This is a genomic window from Pseudomonas sp. Pseusp88, from assembly GCF_047303955.1.
GTDB lineage: Bacteria > Pseudomonadota > Gammaproteobacteria > Pseudomonadales > Pseudomonadaceae > Aquipseudomonas.
In genome coordinates, this window is record NZ_JBGLYM010000077.1 from 1 (window position 1) to 1,813 (window position 1,813).

Consider the following 1,813-nt stretch of genomic DNA (forward strand, 5'->3'; position numbering starts at 1 on the left):
GGCATTCATTACCACTTCCAGCACAGCGCCAACGCCCACAAACTGCTGTTCGGCGATGGTCAGGCGAGCTTTCCCAAACTCGCGCCGGTGGCCTACCAGCAGGACACCGGCATGGTCGCCAGCGAGCCGGTGATCAAGCGCTTCGACCTGCGCCTGGAAGCCCGCACCAGCCGCACCACCCGCCGCGACTACGACTTCGAGCAACCGCGCCTGACCCTGCAGAGCCAAAGCCGCAGTGACGCCCTGCCCGACCTTGAAGACTACGCTTACCCCGGCCGTTTCAGCCAACTGGAGCAAGGCAAACAACTGGCCAGTCGAGCGCTGGAACGCCATCGCAGCGACTACCAGCTGGTCGAAGGCGCAAGCGATCAACTGCGACTGGTCAGCGGCCACTTCCTGCCCCTGACCGGTCACCCCAAAGCCCAATGGAACGACCTGTGGCTGCTCACCGAAGTACTGCATGAAGGCAAGCAGCCACAAGTGCTGGAAGAGTCAGCGCCCAGCGACACCACCGATAACAAGGGCGACTTTCACCAAGGCTACCGCAACCGCTTCCAGGCCACACCCTGGGACACGTTCTACCGCCCGCCACTGCATCACCCCAAACCGCGCATCCTCGGCAGCCAGAGTGCCGTGGTCACCGGCCCCAAAGGCGAAGAGATTCACTGCGATCAGTTCGGTCGCGTCAAAGTGCAATTCCACTGGGACCGCGAAGGTCTGTCGGATGACCAGGCCAGCTGCTGGCTGCGCGTGTCCTCCGCCTGGGCCGGGGCCCACTACGGCGGCGTCGCCATCCCCCGGGTGGGTATGGAAGTGCTGGTGACCTTCCTTGAAGGCGATCCCGACCAGCCGCTGATCAGCGGCTGCCTGTACCACAAGGCCCACCCCGCGCCCTATGACCTGCCGGCACACAAAACCCGCAGCACCTTCAAGACCCTCAGTTCGCCCGGTGGCACGGGTTACAACGAACTGCGTATCGACGACAAGCAAGGTCAGGAACAGATTTACCTCCATGCCCAGCGCGATTGGGACCAGCACATCGAGCACAACCAGACCATCCGCGTCGGCAACCAGCGCCACGACTGCGTCGAGAACAACAGCTACAGCGAATTCAAGGCCGAAGAACACCACACCGTTCATGCCGACCGCAGGGTCGAAACCCGCGCCGACGATCACCTGACCGTCGGCGCCAATCAGCACGTGCAGATCGGCATGGGCCAGTTCATCGAAGCAGGCCAGGAAATTCATCTCGACAGCGGCGTCAAATTGGTGGTGGAAGCGGGCACCGAGCTGACCATCAAGGCCGCTGGCAGCTTTATCAAGCTCGATCCCAGCGGCGTATCGATTAACGGGGCCATGGTCAATCTCAACGGAGGGGGAAGCCCCGGCAATGGCAGCGGGGCGGCGCCGTTACTGCCAGGCCCGGTGCAACAGGCGGATACCGACAAGGCCGGGGAATTGTTGCTGCCGGCCCAGCGTCAGGCGTTGATACGTACAGCGCCCCGCTGTGAGATCTGCGAGCAAGCGGCCAAGGAAAGCACCCGATGAGCACTGTTTCCCAAGCCAACTTCCTGTTGATTGATGGCGTGTTACGCCCTGGTGCGATTGCTCGCCTGTATCAACGCGGCGAGCCCCTGGACATCGTGCCGCTGTACATGGGAACACGCTGGGCCGGGCTGCACGATCTGGGGCCGATACTGGTATCGCCGCAAGGTCCATCCAGCCTGCTCGACGAAACCCGCGCAAACGCTGCCCGGCAGGCCGACGCTTGCCTGCTGTCGAGTTCCGCGCCAATCAATGCCGTCGCCCATCA

The 1,813-nt window shown here is 63.0% G+C and carries 2 protein-coding genes; both read left to right on the forward strand.

From position 1 onward, the window contains the following. On the forward strand, positions 1 to 1,548 hold a 1,548-nt coding region (gene tssI, locus ACCD02_RS32480; protein ID WP_413310689.1), incomplete at its 5' end, for a type VI secretion system tip protein TssI/VgrG. Continuing rightward, positions 1,545 to 1,813 (forward strand): DUF4123 domain-containing protein (locus ACCD02_RS32485; protein ID WP_413310690.1); only part of this gene is annotated, 269 nt, incomplete at its 3' end. The genes tssI and ACCD02_RS32485, both read left to right, overlap by 4 nt.